The following is a 23,545-nucleotide window of genomic DNA, read 5'->3' as shown; positions in this document are numbered from 1 at the left end:
ATTGCTCACCGCAGAAAGGGTGCGCGCATCAACGTCTTTCGAACATGCCACGGCGACGTCCGGAACAGGGTTGCCATCACCTTCGCGGTCGCAGCCGCGTCCCGCCGATCGGAGAGGTAGGACCGCTGAGCCTCGACCGGTAGATCGAAGAACCTGTCGAAGAATGTCGCGACCTCAGCTGGGTCGAGGGTGAGAAGTGCATTCAGGCCAACGCGGCGAAGAGCAGCCACCCCCTTGGCCGAGCGGGGCCAGAGCGCCGCCTCCGGATCCCCACCGTCGGCGATTGCTTCAGCGACCGCGTCCGCCTCGGCGAGTGAGGTAGCAACGCTGTATCCGGTTCCCGGATGCATCAGACCGCCTCGCCCGCCGAAACGGAGGACATCGCCGGGGGACGAGTCCTTCGGGCCTTCGACTGCGAAACGGACTCGCTCGACCGGCGCGTCCTCGGGGACTTCGCAGCCCCGATTGTGAAGTCGGGTGCGCAGACGTGCTTCGAGTTCGCGCAACCCCAACGCCGGCCGGCCGACGAGGCAGGTCTCCTCGAGGAGGACTCGTTCGTCGTCGAGTGGGACTGCATAGAGAAACGACGGAGTGTCGGCGTCGGAGGTGCCGTTGTCTCTTCGCCAGTCCATGAACCAGGCTTCGCCGCCGCCCAGAATCGGAGCTGTCAGGGCGCGGTCGACGATCACTCCGAAGGCGGTCTGCTGCGCGGTTGTCACCGTGAGATCGGTGCCTCGAGCGTCGACGACGACGGAACCCGTCAGCTGGGTTCCGTCGGTGCAGACAACGCTGTTGGGGGACAGTGTTCTGGCAGTCAAGGCTCTGAACTGTGCGGATGTATCCGAGAGAAATAATTGCAGTGATGATGTATTCAATACGCAATATGCGCGATCAAGCGTTTTCTGCTCCTCGGCCCACACACTCGGACGTTGGATTCGGCTCGCGATCACCTCGTCCGGCAGCCACGACGGCAGTTCGTCCGCCCACGCCGAATACGTCGGAGTCCACACCCGACGAGGATGCGGATCGGCGATGACGACCGCGAGTTGCCGGGCGATACAGCGGGTCGCGAGCGCCCGCCCCGCCGGCCCTCCGCCGACGATCACCACGTCTGCGGAGGAGTTGCCTGTGCTCATGATCGGCGCACTACATCGATCCCGTCGCGAGTAGGCCGCCGTCGACGCGCACGGTTTCACCCGTGATCCATGCCGCCGCGTCGGAGACCAGGAAGCCGACCAGACCGGCGACGTCTTCGGGGGTGCCCAGTCGCTTCATCGGGTAGCCCGCCGACGCCTTGTCCTCGCCTGCAGCGACCAGGGCTGCCGCGAACTGCGTCTTGACGATCCCGGGAGCTACGGCATTGACACGAATCTTCGGTCCCAGTTGCCAGGCCAGTTCTTCCGTCAACCGGATGAGCGCAGCTTTCGACGCTCCGTACGCCGCGATGACGCCCGTCGATCGGATCCCGGCCACACTGGCCAGGTTCACGACGGCTCCACCGTGTTCTCCCATCCATGCCCGATGCGCTTGCTGGACGTAGCCCAGGGCGGCAACCACGTTCACGTCGAAGATCTTGCGTACGGCGTCGAGGTCCGCCTCCATGAGCGAACCGAAGACCGGATTGATGCCGGTGTTGTTGACCAGAATGTCGAGTGAACCGAACTCGGCGACAGCACGGTCGACGGCACCGGAGCGGGCTTCGGCATCGGCAGCGTTCCCCGCGAATGCGACGACCTTGCCGCCGCGCCCCAGAGCGGACAGTTCGGTTGCAGCGGCCTCGAGAGGCTCCGCCTTGCGGGCTGTGATCAAGACGTCAGCGCCGCGAGCGAGGAGCTCGGCGGCGACAGCTTTGCCGATTCCGCGACTTGCGCCGGTGACGATGGCGGAGCGGCCTTCGAGGTCGCGAGGACGAGTGCTGTTTTCGCTAGTCATGTCCCGAACGTTAGCGGACTCACACGCTGCTGGTCGGAACGACCGTCAGGTCACGGTAAAATCGATAGTTCTTGTGTCTGTAGTCAGGCATTGTTTACCCGTATTCGTCGTTTTTCCTGAGGAGTTTGCTTGATTACCGCCACTGACCTCGAAGTTCGTGCCGGTGTCCGCACCCTTCTCACAGCTCCCGGGCCTTCGCTGCGCATCCAGCCGGGCGACCGGATCGGTCTCGTCGGACGTAACGGAGCCGGTAAGACGACCACACTGCGCATCCTCGCCGGTGAAGGTGAGGCATACGCGGGAAGCGTCGTACGCACCGGTGAACTCGGATACCTCCCGCAGGACCCCAAGGAGGGCGACCTGAGCGTCCTCGCCAAGGACCGGGTTCTCTCCGCACGCGGCCTCGACACGATGCTCCGCGAGATGGAGAAGCAGCAGATTCTGATGGGCGAGGTGCTCGATCAGGAATCGCAGGACCGCGCGGTCAAGAAGTACGGCCAGCTCGAAGATCGATTCTCGGCCCTCGGCGGATACGAAGCCGAAAGCGAAGCCGCACGTATCACCAGCAGCCTCGGCCTCGAAGACCGTATTCTCGGGCAGCCGCTCAGCACGCTGTCCGGCGGTCAGCGGCGTCGTGTCGAACTGGCGCGAATCCTCTTTGCCGCCTCCGACGGCAGCGGTGCCCGCTCGGACACGACTCTGCTTCTCGACGAGCCCACCAACCACCTCGACGCCGACTCCATCACCTGGCTGCGTGGATTCCTCCAGAACCACGAGGGTGGACTGGTGGTCATCAGCCACGACGTCGACCTGCTCAACGACGTCGTCAACCGTGTGTGGTTCCTCGATGCCGTCCGCGGTGAGGCCGACGTCTACAACATGAACTGGAAGAAGTACCTCGACGCCCGCGCCACGGACGAGCAGCGTCGCCGCCGTGAGCGTGCGAATGCCGAGAAGAAGGCCGGCGCGCTGCGCATTCAGGCAGCGAAGATGGGCGCGAAGGCAACCAAGGCCGTCGCGGCTCAGAACATGGCCAAGCGAGCCGACAAATTGATGGCCAACCTCGATGCCGAACGTGTCTCGGACAAGGTTGCGCGTATTCGTTTCCCCGAACCCGCCGCTTGTGGCAAGACGCCGCTGATGGGCAAGAACCTCACCAAGGTGTACGGCTCGCTCGAGATCTTCACCGGTGTCGATCTTGCGATCGACCGCGGTTCTCGTGTGGTCATCCTCGGACTCAACGGTGCAGGTAAGACCACGCTTCTCCGCATTCTCGCGGGTGCGGAGAAGGCAGACGCGGGTGAGCTGATCGCCGGTCACGGACTCAAGGTCGGCTACTTCGCTCAGGAGCACGACACCCTCGACGACGACGCGTCCGTGTGGGAGAACATCCGCCACGCCGCCCCGGATACGGGGGAGCAGGAACTGCGGTCGCTGCTCGGTGCCTTCATGTTCACCGGCCCGCAACTCGAACAGCCGGCCGGAACGCTCTCGGGTGGTGAGAAGACACGTCTGGCCCTGGCCGGTCTGGTGTCGTCCGCTGCGAACGTTCTGCTTCTCGACGAGCCCACCAACAACCTGGACCCGATCTCACGCGAGCAGGTGCTCGACGCGCTCCGCAGCTACACCGGCGCCGTCGTCCTGGTCACTCACGATCCGGGTGCTGCCGAGGCACTGAACCCCGAGCGCGTCATCCTCCTGCCCGACGGCAACGAGGACCACTGGTCGCAGGAGTACCTCGAGCTGATCCAGCTCGCCTGACCCCCTGTGAGTGGTTAGGGAGTCCCCGCACTCCTCAACCACTCACAGGGGCGAAGCTCCTCAATCTCTCCGCCGCACCGATTCCTCGACCAGATCGAGAACAGCTGACAGGTTGTCGACACCGTGGCCGGAGGCGATTCTCGCGACCAGGCCGTCCATCACCAGATCCAGGTACCCGATCAGGATTTCGGTGGGAACGTCGTCACGGAGTCGGCCTGCCGATTTCTGTCGGGCGAGACGCGCACTGGTCGCTTCCGTCAGTTCTACAGAGCGCTGTGACCACTTCTCGCGGAAATCGGCGTCGTTGCGCAGTCGACGCGCTATCTCCAGTCGCGTTCCCAGCCAGTCGAATTGATCGGGCTGCGCGAGCATGTCCCGCATGACCTGGACGAGGCCCTCTTCGGCGACGACATCTGCCATCCGGCTCGCATCCTCGCTTGCGAGAGCGAGGAACAGGCCGTCCTTGTCCTTGAAGTGATGAAAGATCGCTCCTCGGGACAAGCCGGTGACTTCTTCGAGACGGCGAACTGTGGCGCCGTCGTAGCCGTATTCCGCAAAGCAGCGGCGGGCGCCGTCAAGGATCTGACTGCGCCGTGCCGCGAGATGGTCTTCACTGACCTTGGGCACGTTGTTGTCCTCGTCTCGCGCTTTCTTTGTGCTCCGAACGCACGTGGCGGACTCAGCACCTCGCTGAGTCCGCCACGTGGGTTAAAGCAGGGCTCGGTTGACTAGCCCCGGATCATGTTGCGAAGCACGTACTGCAGGATGCCACCGTTGCGGTAGTAATCCGCTTCGCCGGGGGTATCGATGCGTACGACTGCGTCGAACACGACCTTCTCGCCGTTCTCGCGCGTCGCCGTGACCTTCATGGTCTTCGGGGTGACGCCCTCGTTGAGCTTCTCGACACCTTCGATGTCGAAGGTCTCGGTGCCGTCGAGCTTGAGCGAACCTGCGGACTCGCCGACCGGGAACTGCAGCGGGACAACGCCCATGCCGATGAGGTTGGAGCGGTGGATGCGCTCGAACGACTCGGTGATGACGGCCTTGACGCCGAGCAGGCTGGTGCCCTTGGCTGCCCAGTCACGCGAGGATCCGGAGCCGTACTCCTTGCCGCCCAGGACGACCAGCGGGATGCCGGCTGCCTGGTAGTTCTGCGACGCGTCGTAGATGAATGCCTGCGGTGCGCCTTCCTGCGTGAAGTCGCGGGTGTATCCACCGGAGACGTCGTCGAGGAGCTGGTTGCGCAGACGGATGTTCGCGAACGTTCCGCGAATCATGACCTCGTGGTTACCGCGACGCGATCCGAGCGAGTTGTAATCCGCACGCTCGACGCCGTGGGAGTCGAGGTACTGCGCAGCGGGGGTACCGACCTTGATCGGACCTGCCGGGCTGATGTGGTCGGTGGTGACCGAGTCGCCGAGCAGTGCGAGGACGCGAGCGCCCTTGATGTCCTTGACCGGAGCCGGATCCATCGTCATGCCGTCGAAGTACGGTGGCTTCCGCACGTAGGTGGAGTTCACGTCCCACTCGAAGGTGTCACCCTTCGGGGTTTCGAGGTTCTGCCAGCGGCTGTCGCCCGCAAAGATGGTTGCGTACGACTTGCGGAACATGTCCTGGTCGATCGAGGACTTGATCGTCTCTTCGATTTCCTGCGTGGACGGCCAGATGTCCTTGAGGTAGACGGGGTTTCCGTCGGTGTCGTTACCGAGCGAATCGGTCTCGAAGTCGAAGTCCATGGTTCCGGCGAGGCCGTAGGCAATCACGAGCGGCGGGGAAGCCAAGTAGTTCATCTTGACGTCGGGGGAGATGCGTCCCTCGAAGTTACGGTTACCCGAGAGCACCGCGGTGACCGAGAGGTCGTTGTCGTTGATGGCCTTCGAGACTGCCTCGGGCAGCGGTCCGGTGTTACCGATGCACGTGGTGCAGCCGTAACCGCCGAGGTAGTAGCCGAGCTTCTCGAGGTACGGCCACAGGCCGGCCTTCTCGTAGTAGTCGGTGACGACCTGCGAACCGGGAGCCATGTTGGTCTTGACCCACGGCTTGGTGGCGAGGCCCTTTTCGACGGCGTTGCGTGCGAGCAGTGCAGCACCGAGCATGACCGACGGGTTGGACGTGTTGGTGCAGGAGGTGATACCTGCAACAACGACGGCGCCGTGGTCGAGAACGAACTCACCGGCGTCGGACTTGACGACGACCGGCTTGCTCGGACGGCCTTCTGCACCGTTGGCAGCGGAGAGAACGTCGACCGCTCCGTCGTCGGCAAACGACAGAACCGCGGGATCGGAAGCCGGGAAGGATTCCTCGACTGCCTCGTCGAGCTGGGTGTGCTCGGTCGGGTAGTTCTCTTCCACGTAGTTGTGGATGTCCTTGCGGAACGCAGTCTTGGACTCCGACAACAGGATTCGGTCCTGCGGGCGCTTCGGGCCGGCGATCGAGGGAACAACGGTTCCCAGATCAAGCTCGATGTACTCCGAGAAGACAGGCTCCTTGTCGGGGTTGTGCCACAAGCCCTGTTCCTTGGCGTACGCCTCGACGAGAGCGAGCTGCTCGTCGCTGCGGCCGGTGAGGCGCAGGTATTCGATGGTCTCGGCGTCGATCGGGAAGATCGCTGCGGTGGAACCGAATTCGGGGCTCATGTTGCCCAGTGTCGCGCGGTTCGCGAGCGGAACCTCGGCAACACCGTTGCCGTAGAACTCGACGAACTTGCCGACGACGCCGTGCTTGCGAAGCATCTCGGTGGCGGTGAGCACGACGTCGGTTGCGGTGACGCCGGGCTTGATCTCACCGGAGAGCTTGAAGCCGACAACGCGGGGGATCAGCATGGAGACGGGCTGGCCGAGCATTGCTGCCTCGGCCTCGATGCCGCCGACGCCCCAGCCGAGCACGCCGAGGCCGTTGACCATCGTGGTGTGCGAGTCGGTGCCGACACAGGTGTCGGGGTATGCCTGTCCGTTACGGGACATGACGGTGGGCGCCAGGTACTCGATGTTGACCTGGTGGACGATGCCCATTCCCGGGGGGACGACCTTGAAGTCGTCGAATGCGCCCTGGCCCCAACGGAGGAACTGGTAACGCTCGCCGTTGCGCTCGTATTCGAGGTCGACGTTGCGCTCGAGTGCGTCGGCCTGGCCGAAGACGTCGAGGATGACCGAGTGGTCGATGACCATGTCGGCGGGGGAGAGCGGGTTGACCTTGTTCGGGTCGCCGCCGAGGGTGGTGACGGCCTCACGCATGGTGGCGAGGTCGACGATGCAAGGAACGCCGGTGAAGTCCTGCATGATCACGCGGGCAGGCGTGAACTGGATTTCGATGCTCGGCTCGGCCGAGGGATCCCAGCTTGCGATTGCGCGGATGTGATCCGCGGTGATGTTGGCACCGTCTTCGGTGCGGAGAAGGTTCTCGGCGAGAACCTTCAAGGAATAGGGCAATTTCTCGGTGCCGGGGACGGCCGAGAGGCGGAAGATCTCGTAAGAGTTCTCACCGACCTCGAGGGTTCCCTTGGCTCCGAATGAATCGATACTGGTGCTCACGTCTGCTCCACTCGTCTATGAGGGTCGCTACCGACGGGGCTGTGTCGGCAGCTGAAGCGAGGTACTTCGGCCGGGAAGATCCTCCGTAGCTCACGCCAATCGCACAGTTCGCGTGAGAACTGTCCGAACATCGGAGCTGCAGTAGAACCCGTCCTGACCGGTGGTACCTCTTGGTCCAAGTCTAACAGTACGCTTGTCCTGTGAGAATTCAGGGCAAGTTGACCGAAACAATCTTCATGCAGACCGGGGGCCTGCGCAACGCAGGCTTGGCTGGGTGACCGCACCCACAGCTACCGCTCGGGCGGCACGCGCGGCGGTTGTGTGTGACGCCTGGTGGCAGTCGACCTGAAGTAGGGTGCATGCAGGCCCGTCGCGGGTCGGCCGCCGAAAAACGACCTCGGAAGAACTCCCCGCATCTCAGCGGTGGACGGAATCCGAACAGCACCCGGATGAGAGATGTCTGCTCCTACCAATCACGCTTTTGCGCCTGTGCACGTGAAGTCCCCGTTGCACGTCGCCGTTCCGTCGGACGTCGATCTCGACGACGTGCTCGCGGACATTTCGACGGACGGTGTCTCCGCCCCAGAATCCGATGTATCGGGGCTGACTGCGGTGGTGACCGACGCTCGTGAACGTGGTGTCGACTTGAGCGTCGTGGTCGTCGACGCGAATCCGGGCCGGCCGTCCGATCTTCGCGATCTGGCCACGACAGTCGGCAAAACCGAAGGCGGCACGGTTCTCGTTCTGAGCCCTGACTGGATGGGTAGCTACAGCGACTCGATCAGTCGCGTACAGCTCGAAACTGCACAGGACCGATCTTTCGGCGAAAGCGCGAGCGTGACCGCGGACCGCTTCTCGCACGAGATCGTGGCGCCAGGTCCGCCGTGGACGCTGTACACGGTCCTTGTCATCGCAGTGGTGGCGGTTATTGCCGGGATCACCTTTGCCGTGAAGTGGCGGCGCGGACCGGAAAATACGCAAACCAGACATACCGCGTCAACGTCAGAGACCGCGACACCGTCCGACCACCGGGCCGATTCCGTCTGACCTTGGTCCTTTTGCGAGATTTTCAGTAACTCGTCGAAAACAGGTACTCACCGCTGTTTGCAGTGAGTACCTGCCCTTTTTGGTGTCTGCATGCCATTCGACCAGCTCAAATACCGTTTGTGTTATTTGTGGCTAAAGTTTCCAAAGAACGCTTGAGTGTCGTACGGTACAACTGGCACTTTTTGGGGAAGAAGTGTCGCAGACAGGCTGATGTTGTTCGACGCGTACTTGTCGGTTGCCTTGTTCCCGAGGTGTCGACAGTGGCGTTGTGACGGCACGCCCGGGTCGACGAGCAGCTCTCGGGCTGTGGGCGACCGGTGCTTGGTCTGCGCATTCCCTCCCCGCACGGATCGGCGACCCAGCGGGCCGTGGCGTTACACGCGAGGGAGAGTTATTTGTGAGGCAAGTAACACGTGGCGGCAAGTCCCGTCGTGGTCCTTCCCGTAAGTCGATGCGCCTGGCGCAACTGGTCATCGGATTCGGCGTCGTCGGCTCCCTGATCGTCGGAACGCCGGCCATGTCCTCGGCCGTACCTCCACCGCCGCCGAATCCGAGTGACTCGGACATCGCTGCGGCCGATTCGCAGGTCTCGTCGAGCGTCGGCACCGTCAGCGCGCTCATCAATCAAGTCGCATCGGCCAACGAACAGTTGTCGGCACTCGACAACGAAGTCGCGATCAAGCGTGAAGACGTCAACAAGACGCTCGTGGATCTGCAGAACGCTCGCGGCGCCGCAGACACCGCGGCGCAGGCCGTCGGCGTCACCAAACAAGCTCTGAAGGACGCCTCGGCGCAGATCGAGGTCGCTCAGACGGACTTCGACAAGTACGCACGCTCGAGCTACGTCAAGGGCACCAACACCGCGTCCATCTCGTCATTCCTCGACGCCAAGGGCCCGGGCGACGTTCTCGACCGTGCACAGGTACTCAAACTTCTCGCCAACACGCAGAGCGCAGTGCTCGACGGTCTTCAGCGAGCACGTACCGAGCAGGCGAACAAGGACTCCGCGACCCGCCAGGCGAAGCAGCAGGCCGACGCCGCCGCCGAGGTAGCCGCCCAGCTGAAGGATCTGGCCGAGCAGGCGATTCAGATCGCACGCAACGCCCTCGACCAGCAGGTAGCCAAGAAAGCCGCGATCGAAGCCGAGCGCAACTCCGCTCAGGCCCAGCTCGACGCCGCCCGAAACGCAGTCGCCGGCTTGCAGGGCCAACGCCAGGCGTACGCGACGTGGGACGAACAGCGTCGCGCCGAGGAAGCTCACCAGAAGGCTCTCGAAGCCGCCGCCAAGGAAGCTGCCGCACAAGCGGCCGCCCGCGCAGCAGCCGACCAGGCAGCCAAGGATCGAGCTGCGGCACTGGCAGCGGCTCAGCGCCCGCACACCGCAGTCGAAGACCCGACTCCGACCGTCATCCCGGACGACGACGACACCTGGACGGACGAGGAGACCGGGACCGACGAAGAAACCGGGACCGACGAAGAAACCGGCACGGACGAAGAGACCGGCACCGAAGAGGAAACGGTCACCACACCCAAGCCCACCACTCCCAAGCCGACGACACCGAAGCCCAGCACGCCGAAGCCTTCCGTCACCGGAAGCGCTGCAATCGAATCCGTCATCGATCGTGGAATGTCTCAGCTCGGCGTGCAGTACGCCTGGGGCGGCGGCGACGAGAACGGGCCGACGCGAGGCATCCGTGACGGCGGCGTCGCAGACAGTTACGGCGACTTCAACAAGGTCGGTTTCGACTGCTCGGGGCTGATGATTTACGCCTTTGCCGGTATCGGCATCTCGCTGCCGCACTACACCGGCTATCAGTACACCGCGGGCACACAGGTTCCGTCGTCGGAGATGAAACGCGGCGACATGATCTTCTACGGTCCCAATGCCAGCCAACACGTGGCGCTCTACCTCGGTAACGGGCAGATGCTCGAGGCGCCGCAGTCCGGTTCGAGTGTCATGGTCTCCCCGGTTCGCTGGGGTGGAATGACGCCGTACGCCGTCCGACTGGTGTCCTGATCGCTGCATCGTCAGAACACTGATGCCGGCATTGACGGGAGAAGTATCAAGTTCCCGACGTGGTGTTACGGCATCGAGCGCAACTACCTGGAATAGTTGACGGGGAACACGTTACTGTCGGTACTTTTCTAGGTGAAAGCGATGGATTCTTGGTGACCTCACGTGAAGATTCGGTCGGAACGGTCGACGTAAGCAAGGCGAGCGGAAGTGCGGACGGAGCAGCACCTTCCCTGGCAGCCGACGTTCAGACCTTGGAACGAGCGATCTACGAGGTCAAGCGAGTCATCGTCGGGCAGGACCGGCTGGTCGAGCGCATTCTCGTCGGACTTCTCGCCAAGGGGCACGTCCTCCTCGAAGGCGTCCCCGGTGTCGCCAAGACGCTGGCTGTCGAGACTTTCGCGAAGGTCGTCGGCGGTTCGTTCTCCCGCGTGCAGTTCACCCCCGACCTGGTGCCCACCGACCTCATCGGCACGCGCATCTACCGTCAGGGCCGTGAAGAGTTCGACACCGAACTCGGACCCGTCGTCGCAAACTTCGTCCTGGCCGACGAGATCAACCGTGCTCCGGCCAAGGTGCAGTCCGCGCTCCTCGAGGTGATGGCGGAGCGCCACGTCTCGATCGGTGGCAAGCGCTACCACATGCCCGACCCGTTCCTGGTGATGGCGACGCAGAACCCCATCGAGAACGAGGGCGTCTACCCGCTGCCCGAAGCGCAGCGCGACCGCTTCCTGTTCAAGATCCTCGTCGACTACCCGACGGTGGAGGAAGAACGCGAAATCGTCTACCGGATGGGCGTCGCGGCCCCGGAGCCGCACCAGATCCTCGGTCCGGAGGAGTTGGTCAGGCTTCAACGCGTCGCCAGCAATGTCTTCGTCCATCACGCGCTGGTCGACTACGTGGTCCGAGTGATCGCCGCTACGCGCACGCCTCGTGAGGTCGGACTCGAGGACGTTGCAGGCTGGATCGCGTACGGTGCCTCACCCCGCGCGACGCTCGGCATCATCGCCGCGTCGCGGGCCCTCGCTCTCGTCCGTGGCCGCGACTACGTCGTGCCGCAGGACGTCATCGAGGTGATCCCGGACGTGTTGCGTCACCGTCTCGTTCTTTCCTACGACGCCATGGCCGACGAGGTGACTCCCGACGCCGTCATCGCTCGGGTGCTGCAGACCGTCGGACTGCCTCAGATCGCCGCGCGGCCGGTTCCGACCGTTCCCGGTCCGCCTCAGCAAGGCGCACCGCAAGCACCCCAATTCAATGCACAGGGCCCGGTCACTCCACAGGGCACAGCCACTCCACAGGGAACAGCCAATCCACAGGGAAACGGCGCGCCGATCGCGACCGCTGAGACGATGAGTCGCCCGCAGTGACCGATGGCCGCGACGGTGGCCAGGCGACACCCGCCGGATCCACCGGTTCTCCGCCGTCGTTCCGATCCGGCGAGCTCAGCGATCCCAAACTCACCGCCGCGCTGCGCACCCTCGAGCTGACGGTTCGTCGTCGTCTCGACGGTGTGCTGCACGGCGACCATCTCGGCCTGATTCCCGGCCCGGGTTCGGAACCGGGGGATGCTCGCGAGTATCAGCCGGGAGACGACGTACGGCAGATGGATTGGTCCGTCACCGCCCGGACGACGCACCCGCACGTGCGCCAGTCGGTCGCAGATCGTGAGCTCGAGACGTGGCTCGTCATCGACCTGTCCGCAAGTCTAGACTTCGGGACCGCCGGATGCGAGAAGCGCGACCTGGTTGTGGCCGCAGCCGCAGCCATCACGCACCTGACCAGTTCGGGCGGTAACCGCGTCGGCGCCATCATCTCGACCGGAGCTCAGACAACTCGAATTCCGGCCCGCGGTGGGCGAATTCACGCACAGGCGATGCTCCGCAAGATCGCGACGACTCCGCACGCTCCGGACGGGGTACGCGGTGATCTGGTCGGTGCGATCGAAGCACTCAGACGCCCACAGCGTCGGCGCGGACTCGCGGTGGTGATCAGTGACTTCCTCGGACCGATCGACTGGGAACGGTCGCTGCGCGCCATTTCGGGACGACACAACGTGCTCGGCGTCGAAGTGGTGGACCCGCGCGACCTCGAACTTCCGGACGTCGGCGACGTGGTGCTCCACGATCCCGAGTCCGGCCGGACCAGAGAATTCACCACGACGCCGCAACTACGCGCCGACTTCGCCAGAGTCGCCGCCGAGCACCGCGTCGAGGTCAGGCAAGCTCTTCGTCGCTGCGGCGCACCGCTCATGTCTCTGCACACCGACAGGGACTGGATCGCCGACGTCGTGAGATTCATCTCGGCACGCCGCCACAGTTATGGTGCCGGCGCCGGAACTGGGGGCGTTCGTTCGTGAGTCTTTCTCAATTCACCGCACCGTGGTGGCTGCTGTTCCTCGCTGTCATCGCCGCGTTGGTGGTCGGTTACGTCCTCGTGCAGAAGCAGCGGGCCAAGCACACACTTCGGTTCACGAACTTCGCACTGCTGGAGAAGGTGGCGCCTTCTCGGCCCGGCAGGTGGCGTCATATTCCGGCGATTCTGATGGTCGTCGCGTTGGTGTTCTTCACTGTCGCCCTTGCCGGTCCGACGGCGGACAAGAAGGTCCCGCGAAACCGTGCCACCGTCATCCTCGTGATCGACGTGTCGCTGTCGATGCAGGCCACCGACGTCGAACCGACGCGATTGGCAGCAGCGCAGGAAGCAGCAAAGTCGTTTGCCGACGGTCTGACACCCGGAATCAACCTCGGGTTGGTCGCATTTGCCGGAACAGCGTCGGTTCTGGTGTCGCCCACCACGAATCGTGACGCGACGAAGGTCGCGATCGACAACCTCAAGCTCAGTGAGCGGACGGCGACGGGCGAAGCGATCTTCACCTCCCTGCAGTCGATCGACACGCTGTCGGCTGTTCTCGGCGGTAGCGATCAGGCGCCTCCGGCGCGCATCGTGTTGCTGTCCGACGGGAAGCAGACCGTTCCCGAGAACTCGGACGATCCGCGGGGTGGATTCACTGCTGCCCGTCAGGCCAAGGACAAGGGCGTGCCGATCTCGACCATTTCCTTCGGAACGACCTACGGCCGCGTCGAGATCGAAGGTGACCGAATCCCCGTCCCGGTCGACGACGCGTCACTGAAGGAGATCGCCAACCTTTCCGGCGGAAGTTTCTTCACGGCATCGAGCCTCGAAGAACTGCGCCAGGTCTACGACACGCTCGAAGAGCAGATCGGTTTCGAGACGACACGCGGCGACGCGAGCCGACCGTGGCTGATCCTCGGCGTAGTCTTCGCGACCGCTGGTCTGACGATTGCCCTGGTACGCAGGCAGCGTTTGCCTTGATCGTGAGCAGTTCCGAATTGTCCAAATACCGCTGGTACGCGGCTCGCAGAGAATTGATAGGTTGATCGCCATGTCTACCCCTCCCACGACAGTGGTTTCCGAACGGACCGTCACCACACCGCGCTCGGTGCTCGTCACCGGCGGCAACCGCGGAATCGGCTTGGCCGTCGCTCAGCGACTCGCTGCGGACGGTCACAAGGTAGCCGTCACACATCGCGGTTCCGGCGTCCCCGAAGGGTTGTTCGGCGTCGTCTGCGACGTCACCGACACCGAGTCGATCGACCGTGCGTTCAAAGAGGTCGAGGCGCACCAGGGCCCGGTCGAGGTCATCGTCGCCAATGCCGGCGTCACCGACGACACACTGATCATGCGGATGAGCGAAGAGCAGTTCACGAGCGTCGTCGACGCGAACCTCACCGGAACGTTCCGCCTCTCCAAGCGCGCAACCCGTTCGATGCTGCGCGCGCGCTTCGGACGGTTCATCTTCCTCGGTTCGGTCGTAGGCCTGGCAGGTCAAGCCGGGCAGGTCAACTACGCCGCGTCCAAGGCCGGCATCGTCGGTATCGCACGTTCCCTGACAAGGGAACTCGGGTCGCGCTCGATCACCGCCAACGTCGTCGCTCCCGGGTTCATCGAGACCGACATGACTGCCGCCCTGGGCGACGACGTCAAGGACAAGGCCACCGAGTTCATCCCGTTGCAACGCACCGGAAAGCCGGAAGATGTTGCAGCAGTAGTCAGTTTCCTCGCCTCGGACGATTCGGCTTACGTCTCGGGTGCGGTCATCCCCGTCGACGGCGGACTCGGCATGGGGCACTGACCCGCTTTTTCGCACACGCACACCTTTCTCGTACGTCTGAAATCAGGAGGACATCTCATGGGCGGTTTGCTCGAGGGTAAGACCATTCTTGTCACCGGCATCATCACCGATTCGTCGATCGCGTTCCACGTGGCCAAGGTCGCGCAGGAGCAGGGCGCGAAGGTGCTGATCACCGGATTCGATCGTCTGCGCCTCATCGACCGCATCGCCCAGCGCCTGCCGCAGCCCGTGCCGCCGGCAATCTCGCTCAACGTCCAGAGCTCGGAGGATCTCTCAACTCTCGCCGAGCGCGTGCGCGAGCTGGCTCCCGAGGGTATCGACGGCGTGGTCCACTCGATCGGCTTCGCTCCCCGTTCCTGCCTGGGCAGCCCGTTCATGGACGCGCCGTGGGAAGACGTGGCGGTCGCACTCGAGGTGTCCGCATACTCGTACAGCGCACTGGCCAAGGCATTGCTGCCGGTGCTCAACGACAACGCGTCCATCGTCGGAATGGATTTCGATCCGGCACGCGCAATGCCCTTCTACAACTGGATGGGTGTCTCCAAGGCAACCCTCGAGGCCGTCAACCGTTACGTGGCCAAAGAGGTCGGTGTCCGCGGCATCCGCTCGAACCTGGTGTCCTCCGGCCCGATCAAGACCCTGGCCGCCAAGGCCATCGCCGGTGACAGCACCGGTCCGGGCGCGGAGTTGGACAAGCTGAACACCGCATGGGACGGTGCTGCGCCCATCGGCTGGGACGTCGACGATCGCGAGCCCGTGGCCAAGACCGTCTGCACCGTGCTCTCGGATTGGTTGCCCGGCACGACCGCGTCGATCATCTACGTCGACGGCGGCTTCCACGCGATGGTCGGCTAGTAGCACCCCTTCTACTACGCAGGTGAGTACCCGGGTGACCCCCGCCGAACGGCATCACGCAAGATTGAACTCATGACCGCAAGTATGGACATGCAGTTCGATGCTCTTCTCGTTTTGTCGTTCGGCGGTCCCGAAAAACCCGAAGACGTACGGCCGTTCCTCGAAAACGTCACTCGCGGTAGGGGAGTGCCACCCGAACGGCTCGACGCCGTCGTCGAGCACTACATGCATTTCGGTGGGGTTTCTCCCATCAACGCTCTCAACCGAGACCTGATCGAACGGGTCGAAGGTGAGCTGGCAGCAGCCGGTGTCGACCTGCCCGTGTACTTCGGCAACCGCAACTGGCACCCGATGGTCGAGGACACCGTTGCCAAGATGCGCGAGGACGGTGTCCGCAACGCCGCCGTGTTCGCCACGTCGGCCTGGGGTGGTTACTCCGGATGTCGGCAGTACCACGAGGACATCGCCCGCGCCCGTGACGCGGTCGGTGACGGCGCACCGACGCTGACAAAACTTCGGCAGTACTACGACCATCCGCTGGTCGTCGGCGCGTTCGCCGACGGTGTGCGCGCGGCCCGCGCAGAGTTGCCCGAAGCTACTCGCGATACTGCGCGCCTGGTGTTCACGGCGCATTCGGTTCCGAGTGCCGCAGACCGCAATGCAGGGCCGCCGGCAGAGGGCGGAAACCTCTACAGCCGACAGGTCGCCGAGGCTGCGAAGTTGGTGGCCGAGGCCGTCGGCGTCGACGATTTCGATCTGGTGTGGCAATCGCGATCAGGTCCGCCGCAGGTTCCGTGGCTGGACCCCGACATCTGTGATCACCTGGATACGTTGGCCGCCAAGGATGTTCGCGCCGTGATCGTATGCCCCGTCGGTTTCGTCTCCGATCACCTCGAAGTGGTGTGGGATCTGGACACCGAGGCCAAGGACAAGGCAGCCGAACTCGGTATGGATTTCGTGCGCGCCGCGACACCCGGCCGCGATCAACGTTTTGCGCAGCTGGTGCCCGCGCTCGTCCGGGAGTTGGCCGACGCCGAGCAACCACTGCGACTGGGGGTCGAGCCGCTGCTCGGCTCGACCACCAATGGTGCCTCGTGTGCGGTGAACTGCTGCGCCGCTGTTCAGCGCCCCCGCTGACGGTCAGGAGTTCGGCTGCTTGAGCTTTCCGCAGGGCCCCGGAACTGTAGACGTACTGCGCGAGGTCAGGAGCGTCTCGACGATCTGTCGATCCTCCGGGCTCAGGGACGGGTCGATGTAGTTGAGTTTGGGCGCTCCCAGTTCGCGGACTCGCCCGGCAAGGGTCGCGACGAACGAGACTCGCTCTTCGTCGTCGTCGTTGACGTCGTGGATCTGAAGCACCGACACCGGGAACTTGCGCAGCGTCACAGGCAGGAATCGGGCGCCGAGCACATGGTCGACGTTGAATCCCGCCCACTGCCCCTGATTGGCTTCCACACACTCGGCGTCGGAGTGAACTGCGCTCTCGCCGATGTACTTACGTGCGGGCAGCATCTTCTTCGGTGCAAGTTCGGACGCGCCCTGCTGCAGGACGGGAAAGTCGCCGTCCGTGTACAACCACGGTTGGTTGGCCATCGCGATCAAGCGACCGGCGTCCAGATCCGGGAGATAGCGGGACTTGAGGAGAAACGCGACGCTGTCGACCGAGATGCCCAACAGTTCGGCGGCCTTCTGTCGGCTCATCGCAAACGTCGGGGCATTCTTCGGGGCGATCTGGATCAAATTGACCATGCGAACTCCTGTAAGTGTTCAATTGTTGCGGGCTTGGTACAGCTGACATGACTATTCGCCGATTATCAACCTCTAGCTGATTTCCGACTTGTAGATGAGTCGGTTGTCACCATCCGAGTTCACGCAACCGGGGATCACCGATCCCGAAGTGGTGGCCGATTTCGTGGATCACGGTTCGGCGAACTTGCTCGATCACCTCGTCTTCGGTGCTGCAGATCGCACAGATTGCCCTGCGGTAGATCGTGATGCGGTCCGGAAGGACGCCGGCGTACGTGGTGGTTCTCTTGGTCAGAGGGATGCCCTGATACAGCCCGAGCAGTCCCGGTCGTCCGCCTTCGAGTTGAACGGTCACCGCGACGTTTGCCATCTCCGCACCCAATTTCGGCGGCAGGCTGTCGAGCGCCCGCTTGACCATGTCCTCGAACTGACTGTCGTCCACGTCGATCATCTGCCCATTGTGCGTGCGGGTGCGGGATCCGGGTGTGTCCATGTGGAAACAGTGCAGCTTACGGCTATGTTTAGGGCGTGGCCGAAGATCTCTATCACCGTTACGAATTCACATTCATCGTTCAGATGCTGACAGTCTCGCAAGAGCAGGCGATCGAAGAGAGCTTGGGCGGAAGAGTCGAGGACCGACGCGGGCTGCAGTTGCTGACACTCACCTCGGAAGGCATGCGGGCAGCGACGACGGCGATCACCGTGGTCGACCAGTTGGTGGCCGCAGGTGTGCGGCCCCAGAGGACACATCCTGATCTGGTGTCGCGCCAGGACATTGCCGACCGTGCGGGGGTGACGCGGCAGGCGGTCGGACAGTGGGTGCGAGGGGTCCGGCAGGCGGCTACTCCTTTCCCGATTCCGTACAACTCGGTTGCCGGGGGGATCTGGTTCTGGGGCGACGTCCTGGATTGGTTGCGCCGTCAGGGATACAGCCAGGACACCGGTTTGCGTTACCCGACGCTGGATGAACATATTCGCATCGACCGCCATATCGCGATCAATCACAAGACTGCGCGTTGATCGATTGAGTGGTTTGCTTGAAAATAGCTATTGAAACAAACCGACGGTAGGTATAGAGTCCCTAAATACCTCAATCAATCTATCGGTGCGTTGGTCCTGCTCTGGGGGGAGTCTGGTCTGCGCTGCAGATACCCGAGCATGCGAGCAGGAATCCATGGTTTCGACCCCCGAAGTAAGACCGATGCCCAAATCGGCCGCTCTCACGACTTCTGTGGCCCTTTCCAGCGATGTAGCAACGGCGAAGTTACGCGAAAATGCAACGGGCAGGGGCCGTCTGCGTGCGGCGACGGCGGCGCTGTTCCGGCGCTCACGCCCACGCGCGAGTTCCGCGCCACCGTTGAGCCTGCTGCTTCTCGTCACCTCCGACAACGGTCTGTCGCAGCGGGCTGGTCTTGTTCTTCGTGAGGCGGGGCACCACGTCCGCACAGCCGTCGTCGCCGACGCGGACGCGGTGCTGGCCGCGACATCTGCGGGAGATTTTGATCTCGTCATCTGCCCGTTTCTGAAAGCCTATGTACCGGAATCCGTTTGGCAGCGGTGGACAACGATCATCATTCACCCTGGCCCGCCCGGCGATCGCGGACCGTCGTCGCTGGACTGGGCGATTGCAGATGACGAACCGATCTGGGGAGTCACCGCGTTGCAGGCCGCCGAGGAACTCGACGCGGGAGCGGTGTGGGCGTGGCGGACGTTCGAACTCCAGAGCGGTGCAACCAAATCCTCGGTGTACAACGGGGCAGTCACCGACGCGGCGATGGAGTGCATTACGGAGGTCGTCGAACATTTCCGTACGCCCGACTACCAGCCGATCCCGTCCGACCGCGTCGCACGGCCGGTGGCATCGGCCCGATCGCGGCCGACCATGAAACAGTCCGAACGCGCGTTCAGTTGGGAGGAGGACGCGTCGAGCATCGTCCGCGCCGTCAACGCCGCCGACGGGTTTCCCGGTGTCGCCGTTCAGTTGGGGCTCGACCGGGTCTACGTCTACGACGCTCACCTCGACGCCCACGTCGATGCAGCGCCCGGCACCATCGTCGAGTACTTTCACCAGGCAATACGTGTTGCTACCGGTGCCGGCTCCGTGTGGATCGGACATGCGAGGCTCGTCGGCGCGGGCAATGTCAAACTTCCGTCGACCGCGGTCGTGCGTCCGGACGTGTTCGTTCCACAGGTCTGGGAGAGCCGCTATCCCGAGACCGACTATCACCGAGACGGCGGTATCGGTTATCTCTCGTTCCGTTTCTACAACGGTGCGATGAGCACGAAGCAATGCGCGCGACTGGCGGCCAGGCTGCGTTGGGCGATCGCGCAGGACACAAAGATCCTTGTCCTGACGGGCGACTACGACAGATTCAGCAACGGTATCCACCTCAACGTCATCGAGGCGGCGTCGGATCAAGCCGGAGAGGCGTGGGCCAATATCAAGGCCATCAACGAGATCGCGAAAGCGATCGTCACCTGTACGGAACAGGTTGTGGTTGCGGCCTTCACCGGCAATGCCGGGGCCGGCGGGGTCATGCTCCCGCTCGGAGCCGACGTAGTCGTGGCCAGGGACGGCGTGGTTCTCAATCCTCATTACGCCACGATGGGCTTGTTCGGTTCGGAACTGCACACGTACACGCTTCCGGCCCGTGTCGGGGAGGAACAAGCTCGCAACCTGCTGACCGCGTGCAGTCCGATCGGTATCCGTCGAGCGTTGGACATCGGGCTCGTCGACGCGATCGGCCCCCGGCGGCCGGATTTGTTCGAGGCGTGGTTGAACGAGGTCGCCACCGACCTGCTCGAAGGTGGTCGGCTGGATTCGATACTGGAGCGCAAACGTCCTCGGCTGGAACGTGATCCGGTGGAGCCCTACGAGGAGCGCGAACTCGAGGAGATGAAGATCGACATGTTCGGGGACCGCAACGGCTTCGCCGAGAAGCGCCGGAATTTCGTGCTCAAGCTCTGATCGACACGCTGTTCGCCGACGCGACGCGAGCGGTGCGAACGACGTCCCACAGTCGTCGCAGCAGGTCGTCGCGCTTCTGAGCGGTGGACACGCTCGGGGCCTGATTGGTCGAGGTCGACGCAGCGACTGTAAGAATGGCTGCGACGTTGTCGGCGGTGTCGATCACCTGCAAATGCCGCGGTGACAGTGTCGACGGCCAGCGGTATCCGGCCTGCGCCTGCAGCGCTTCGGCGACCAGGGTGCGCGCGTCACTGCCTGGGATTCCGGTGGCAACGGTCGGAAGTCCGCCGAGCACCTCTGCTGCGTCCCGAACAGCTTGGCGCAGTTCGTATTCGGCTTCACGGAGCCCGATCGTGTCGGCGCTGCCCGCGACAGTCGGGATGGAGAAGACCGTCCAGCGCAAGACGTCCGGGCCTTCCTTCGACGGTACGAGACCGACTCCAGGTTTGCCGACGGTGCCGATCTGGATCCCTTCACCCGCTGTGATCGCGGCGCGTGCGAACTCGGTTCCGGTCGGCAGGCCGCGTACGTCACCGGCAGTGGGAAGGACCAGGCGGATTTCGGCAGCCTCCGATCGAGCGATTCTCAGCAGAGTGGACACACCGGATGCCGTGACTCCCGGCCACTCGAGATCGTGTCGGACCGCGGTTTCCGCATCGGCCGCCCCGATCAGGTGCATCTGTGCCCACGCGGCAAGGGCATCGATGACATCGTCCGGCGCAGTGTCGCCGGCGAGCCATGACGCTGCCCACACGGTGAGGGTTGCGCTGGGAGAACTCATGACCGTGAAGTTTAGTTCGGCGTGGCGACATGCGCGGCCCCGGCGTTGTGACCTAGCGTGATCCGGCGTGAGCGGTGGCAACGGATACGGTGACATTTTTGCGGGTCATACCCGTAAACAGAAGCGCGTGACGCCCGAAGTGGCAGCCGAACGTGATCTGGTCGTCGAAGATGCGGCGACGGGATTCTGTGGGGCGGTAGTCGGGTTCGAGCGCACGTACGACGGCGATTTCGTGCGACTCGAGGACGGGCGCTCGCGGACGCGGTTGTTCGCGATGCGGGAGGCGGCTTTCCTGATCGACGGCTCACCGGTCACGCTGGTCCGACCGGCACCCAAACCCGCATCCACCAAGCCCGCACGGTCGGCTTCGGGTTCGACGCGAGTCGAAGGCTTGCGGGCTCGCACGGCTCTGCCCAGCCGGATCTGGGTGGAGGGAGTTCACGATGCTGCCCTCGTCGAGCGGGTGTGGGGTCACGACCTTCGTGTGGAAGGTGTGGTCGTCGAACATCTCGAAGGCCTCGACAATCTGGGGGAGAGGCTTGCCGAATTCGGTCCAGGGCCCGGCCGTCGTGTCGGTGTTCTGGTCGATCACCTGGTCACCGGCTCCAAGGAAACGCAATTGACTCAGGGCCTCGGTCCTGACGTACTGGTGACGGGTCATCCCTACATCGACGTGTGGGAGGCCGTGCGTCCCAAGTCCGTCGGAATCGCTGCCTGGCCGAAGATTCCACGCGGCGAGGATTGGAAGACGGGAATCTGTCGCGAACTGGGCTGGGGAACACCTCAGGAGGGTTGGCGGCGGGTCTACAACTCGGTGGAGAGCTTCCGCGATCTCGAAGCTCCGCTGATCGGTGCTGTCGAACAACTTGTCGATTTCGTTACCGAGCCGAACTGACGTAGCAGCGGCCTGGGTCACACTCTCTGGTTAGATGGTGTTGTGGCTGCACTTATTTGGCTGATCGGAGCACTGGTGCTCGCCGGGGCCGAAGCTTTGGTGGGAGATTTCTTCCTGCTGATGCTCGCCGGTGGGGCGCTCGCTACTGCCGGTGTCAGTGCTGTCACCGACTTCCCGGTGTGGGTCGACGCCGTCATGTTCGGGGTTTTTTCCGCCGCCCTCGTCCTGGGTGTGCGACCGATCATGTTGCGTCGCTTCGGTAGTCCGCCGCCGACCCCGACCGGAATTCAGGCACTCGAAGGTAAGCACGCTCTGGTTCTGGAAGAAGTGGGCGAGCATTCCGGGCAGGTCAAGTTGGACGGCGAGGTGTGGACTGCCAGGCCGTACGACACCACCGAGGTGTACCCGCCGGGCACCAAGGTGACGGTGATGGAAATCAACGGCGCAACAGCAGTCGTCTGGAGGGGACCTTAATGGCAGCACTCATAGTGCTCGGTGTGTTGGTGCTATTCGTGATCTTGGTGGTCGCGAAGTCGGTGGCACTGGTACCGCAGGCAGAAGCCGCGGTCATCGAACGGCTCGGCCGATATTCGAAGACGGTGTCCGGGCAGCTCACATTCTTGATCCCGTTCGCCGATCGCGTACGTGCCAAGGTGGACCTCCGCGAGCGGGTGGTCTCGTTCCCGCCTCAACCGGTGATCACCCAGGACAACCTGACCCTGTCCATCGACACGGTGGTGTACTTCCAGGTCACCAACCCGCAAGCTGCGGTGTACGAGATCAGCAACTACATCGCTGCCGTCGAGCAGTTGGCGACCACGACGCTGCGAAACGTCGTCGGCGGAATGACCCTCGAAGAGACGTTGACCTCGCGTGATTCCATCAACGGTCAGCTTCGCGGTGTCCTCGACGAGGCGACCGGTCGCTGGGGCCTGCGAGTGGCCCGCGTCGAGCTCAAGAGCATCGATCCGCCGCCCTCGATCCAGGAGTCGATGGAAAAGCAGATGAAGGCGGACCGCGAGAAGCGCGCGATGATTCTGACGGCTGAAGGTCATCGCGAATCCGCTATCAAGACTGCCGAGGGCGCCAAGCAGAGCCAGATTCTTTCTGCCGAGGGCAACAAGCAGGCCTCGATCCTGAACGCCGAGGGTGAGCGTCAGTCCCAGATCCTTCGTGCTCAAGGTGACCGCGCGGCCAAGTACTTGCAGGCTCAAGGCGAGGCCAAGGCCATCGAGAAGGTTTTTGCTGCCATCAAGTCCGGTAAGCCGACTCCGGAATTGCTTGCATACCAGTACCTTCAGACGTTGCCGCAGATGGCGCAAGGCGATGCGAACAAGGTGTGGCTCGTCCCCAGCGACTTCGGGGACGCACTGAAGGGATTTGCGAAAACCCTTGGCGCGCAGGGTCAGGACGGCGTTTTCCGTTACGAGCCGCCGGCGGCCGAAGAGAATCTTCCCAACCCTGAGGACGATTCGGCCGAGGTAGCAGAGTGGTTCGAAACGAAGTCCGACCCGGCCATTGCGGAAGCAGTCCGCGCCGCTGAAGTTGCTGCACGTACTCCCGTCGAAGATCCGGCAGCTGCGGTCAGGCATCGCCGTGAAAGTGCGCCCGAGCAGCCCGGATTCGTCGATCCGGCGCTGCCGCAGCAGGGTGAAAATCCGTGGCCCGGTCAGCTGCCGCTGCCGCCCGAGCGTGAAGATTTCCAGCAGAAATACCCGTACCAGGGGCAGCCACCCGAGGGCGGCCAGCGCCAGTAGGCACCTTTCGGAGTAAACGGACGGGCGCTCATCACCTAGGTGATGAGCGCCCCGCCCCGTCCAAAGACAACAAAAGCCCCAAAGACGAAGACACAAGTTACCA

The 23,545-nt window shown here is 63.5% G+C and carries 21 protein-coding genes; 14 read left to right on the top strand and 7 right to left on the bottom strand.

The window, feature by feature from the left end; translation table 11 throughout:
- Positions 1–5: 5 nt before the first annotated feature.
- Positions 6–1,136: a lycopene cyclase family protein gene (locus ABWI03_RS19270; RefSeq protein WP_298773772.1), complete on the bottom strand. Its 1,131-nt coding sequence runs from the start codon at positions 1,134–1,136 to the stop codon at positions 6–8.
- A 10-nt stretch (positions 1,137–1,146) separates the two neighbouring features.
- The gene (locus ABWI03_RS19265) at positions 1,147–1,932 is read right to left on the bottom strand and encodes an SDR family oxidoreductase (protein WP_298773770.1); all 786 of its coding nucleotides are present in this window, start codon (positions 1,930–1,932) and stop codon (positions 1,147–1,149) included.
- Between the two features lie 129 nt (positions 1,933–2,061).
- Here ABWI03_RS19265 and ABWI03_RS19260 point away from each other — a divergent pair, with 129 nt between their 5' ends.
- Positions 2,062–3,693, top strand: a complete 1,632-nt coding sequence (locus ABWI03_RS19260; protein ID WP_003944932.1) for an ABC-F family ATP-binding cassette domain-containing protein — start codon at positions 2,062–2,064, stop codon at positions 3,691–3,693.
- 60 nt (positions 3,694–3,753) lie between these two features.
- On the opposite strand, the gene ABWI03_RS19255 is transcribed toward ABWI03_RS19260, so the two are convergent.
- Both ABWI03_RS19255 and acnA read right to left on the bottom strand, forming a co-directional pair.
- Positions 3,754–4,320, bottom strand: a complete 567-nt coding sequence (locus ABWI03_RS19255; protein WP_003944970.1) for a TetR/AcrR family transcriptional regulator — start codon at positions 4,318–4,320, stop codon at positions 3,754–3,756.
- 101 nt (positions 4,321–4,421) lie between these two features.
- The gene (acnA, locus tag ABWI03_RS19250; RefSeq protein WP_019748421.1) at positions 4,422–7,223 is read right to left on the bottom strand and encodes an aconitate hydratase AcnA; all 2,802 of its coding nucleotides are present in this window, start codon (positions 7,221–7,223) and stop codon (positions 4,422–4,424) included.
- A 456-nt stretch (positions 7,224–7,679) separates the two neighbouring features.
- Between acnA and ABWI03_RS19245 the strand changes: the two genes are divergently transcribed.
- The 8 genes from ABWI03_RS19245 (at position 7,680) to ABWI03_RS19210 (ending at position 16,432) form a co-directional block, all read left to right on the top strand.
- The gene (locus ABWI03_RS19245; RefSeq protein ID WP_235172221.1) at positions 7,680–8,270 is read left to right on the top strand and encodes an Rv1476 family membrane protein; all 591 of its coding nucleotides are present in this window, start codon (positions 7,680–7,682) and stop codon (positions 8,268–8,270) included.
- 451 nt (positions 8,271–8,721) lie between these two features.
- A complete protein-coding gene (locus tag ABWI03_RS19240) occupies positions 8,722–10,287 on the top strand; it encodes an NlpC/P60 family protein (protein WP_298773926.1) in 1,566 nt (521 codons plus the stop codon).
- 152 nt (positions 10,288–10,439) lie between these two features.
- Entirely contained in the window at positions 10,440–11,654 is a 1,215-nt protein-coding gene (locus tag ABWI03_RS19235; protein ID WP_435054171.1) for an AAA family ATPase, read from the top strand.
- Entirely contained in the window at positions 11,651–12,643 is a 993-nt protein-coding gene (locus ABWI03_RS19230) for a DUF58 domain-containing protein (protein WP_298773765.1), read from the top strand. The genes ABWI03_RS19235 and ABWI03_RS19230 overlap by 4 nt, the downstream gene beginning before the upstream one ends.
- Positions 12,640–13,620, top strand: a complete 981-nt coding sequence (locus tag ABWI03_RS19225) for a VWA domain-containing protein (RefSeq protein WP_095970163.1) — start codon at positions 12,640–12,642, stop codon at positions 13,618–13,620. Before ABWI03_RS19230 ends, ABWI03_RS19225 begins: the two co-directional genes overlap by 4 nt.
- Positions 13,621–13,690: 70 nt before the next feature.
- A complete protein-coding gene (gene fabG1, locus ABWI03_RS19220) occupies positions 13,691–14,440 on the top strand; it encodes a 3-oxoacyl-ACP reductase FabG1 (protein ID WP_007727875.1) in 750 nt (249 codons plus the stop codon).
- A gap of 57 nt (positions 14,441–14,497) precedes the next feature.
- The gene (gene inhA, locus ABWI03_RS19215; protein ID WP_095970162.1) at positions 14,498–15,295 is read left to right on the top strand and encodes an NADH-dependent enoyl-ACP reductase InhA; all 798 of its coding nucleotides are present in this window, start codon (positions 14,498–14,500) and stop codon (positions 15,293–15,295) included.
- An 84-nt stretch (positions 15,296–15,379) separates the two neighbouring features.
- Positions 15,380–16,432: a ferrochelatase gene (locus tag ABWI03_RS19210; RefSeq protein ID WP_124568680.1), complete on the top strand. Its 1,053-nt coding sequence runs from the start codon at positions 15,380–15,382 to the stop codon at positions 16,430–16,432.
- Positions 16,433–16,435: 3 nt separating this feature from the next.
- On the opposite strand, the gene ABWI03_RS19205 is transcribed toward ABWI03_RS19210, so the two are convergent.
- Both ABWI03_RS19205 and ABWI03_RS19200 read right to left on the bottom strand, forming a co-directional pair.
- Complete coding sequence (locus tag ABWI03_RS19205) at positions 16,436–17,044, bottom strand: transcriptional regulator (protein WP_296553996.1); 609 nt, start codon at positions 17,042–17,044, stop codon at positions 16,436–16,438.
- Positions 17,045–17,150: 106 nt separating this feature from the next.
- Complete coding sequence (locus ABWI03_RS19200; RefSeq protein ID WP_003944783.1) at positions 17,151–17,492, bottom strand: metallopeptidase family protein; 342 nt, start codon at positions 17,490–17,492, stop codon at positions 17,151–17,153.
- 77 nt (positions 17,493–17,569) lie between these two features.
- Here ABWI03_RS19200 and ABWI03_RS19195 point away from each other — a divergent pair, with 77 nt between their 5' ends.
- Together ABWI03_RS19195 and ABWI03_RS19190 are read left to right on the top strand one after the other, a co-directional pair.
- The gene (locus ABWI03_RS19195) at positions 17,570–18,061 is read left to right on the top strand and encodes a hypothetical protein (RefSeq protein WP_095970159.1); all 492 of its coding nucleotides are present in this window, start codon (positions 17,570–17,572) and stop codon (positions 18,059–18,061) included.
- Between the two features lie 181 nt (positions 18,062–18,242).
- Positions 18,243–20,009, top strand: a complete 1,767-nt coding sequence (locus tag ABWI03_RS19190) for an enoyl-CoA hydratase-related protein (RefSeq protein WP_298773761.1) — start codon at positions 18,243–18,245, stop codon at positions 20,007–20,009.
- On the opposite strand, the gene ABWI03_RS19185 is transcribed toward ABWI03_RS19190, so the two are convergent.
- Positions 19,999–20,790 carry an Rv1486c family protein gene (locus tag ABWI03_RS19185; protein ID WP_095970157.1) on the bottom strand — a complete coding sequence of 264 codons (792 nt, stop codon included), beginning with the start codon at positions 20,788–20,790 and terminating at the stop codon, positions 19,999–20,001. The genes ABWI03_RS19190 and ABWI03_RS19185 overlap by 11 nt on opposite strands.
- Positions 20,791–20,857: 67 nt before the next feature.
- Here ABWI03_RS19185 and ABWI03_RS19180 point away from each other — a divergent pair, with 67 nt between their 5' ends.
- From ABWI03_RS19180 to ABWI03_RS19170, 3 genes are read left to right on the top strand one after another with little or no spacing between them, the layout of a single operon-like run.
- On the top strand, positions 20,858–21,685 hold the full coding sequence (locus ABWI03_RS19180; RefSeq protein WP_298773758.1) for a DUF3097 domain-containing protein: 828 nt from the start codon (positions 20,858–20,860) through the stop codon (positions 21,683–21,685).
- Between the two features lie 42 nt (positions 21,686–21,727).
- Positions 21,728–22,159: an NfeD family protein gene (locus ABWI03_RS19175; protein ID WP_003944877.1), complete on the top strand. Its 432-nt coding sequence runs from the start codon at positions 21,728–21,730 to the stop codon at positions 22,157–22,159.
- On the top strand, positions 22,159–23,442 hold the full coding sequence (locus tag ABWI03_RS19170; RefSeq protein ID WP_030536387.1) for an SPFH domain-containing protein: 1,284 nt from the start codon (positions 22,159–22,161) through the stop codon (positions 23,440–23,442). The genes ABWI03_RS19175 and ABWI03_RS19170 overlap by 1 nt, the downstream gene beginning before the upstream one ends.
- The last annotated feature ends 103 nt before the right edge of the window (positions 23,443–23,545 follow it).

The organism is Rhodococcus baikonurensis, assembly GCF_040489275.1.
Lineage (GTDB): Bacteria > Actinomycetota > Actinomycetes > Mycobacteriales > Mycobacteriaceae > Rhodococcus_F > Rhodococcus_F baikonurensis.
This window is presented reverse-complemented; position numbering and strand designations above follow the sequence as displayed.